Source organism: Streptomyces achromogenes subsp. achromogenes (assembly GCF_000720835.1).
Taxonomy (GTDB): domain Bacteria; phylum Actinomycetota; class Actinomycetes; order Streptomycetales; family Streptomycetaceae; genus Streptomyces; species Streptomyces achromogenes.
This window is the reverse complement of sequence record NZ_JODT01000122.1, coordinates 1-326: the sequence shown is the minus strand read 5'-3', so window position 1 is coordinate 326 and position 326 is coordinate 1. Positions and strand designations below refer to the sequence as shown.

1 protein-coding gene is annotated in these 326 nt (G+C 70.9%); it reads left to right on the top strand.

Going from position 1 to position 326, the window contains the following annotated elements; genetic code table 11:
• Positions 1 to 3 precede the first annotated feature (3 nt).
• Positions 4 to 326, top strand: a 323-nt coding sequence (locus tag IH25_RS38260) for a polysaccharide deacetylase family protein (protein ID WP_245172992.1), incomplete at its 3' end; no start/stop codon positions are given.

The window sequence follows — 326 nt, the reverse complement described above, 5'->3', positions numbered from 1 at the left end:
GTCCTGCGCGGCATCGGCAAGGACAAGGTGTCGGCCGCCTCGGCGCCCCCGCGCACCGTCGCCCTCACCTACGACGGCGGACCCGATCCCGAGTGGACCCCCCGTGTGCTGGATCTGCTCCGCAAGCACCACGCGCACGCCACCTTCTTCGTGTTCGGCGCCCAGGCGGCACGCCATCCGGACCTGGTCCGGCGCATCCTCGACGAGGGACACGAGATCGGCTCGAACACCTACACGGGAGCCGACCTCGGCTCCTCGTCGCGCTTCCGCTTCGGACTGGAACTGGGCCTCACCCAGAAGACCCTCGCGGGTACGGCGGGCATCCG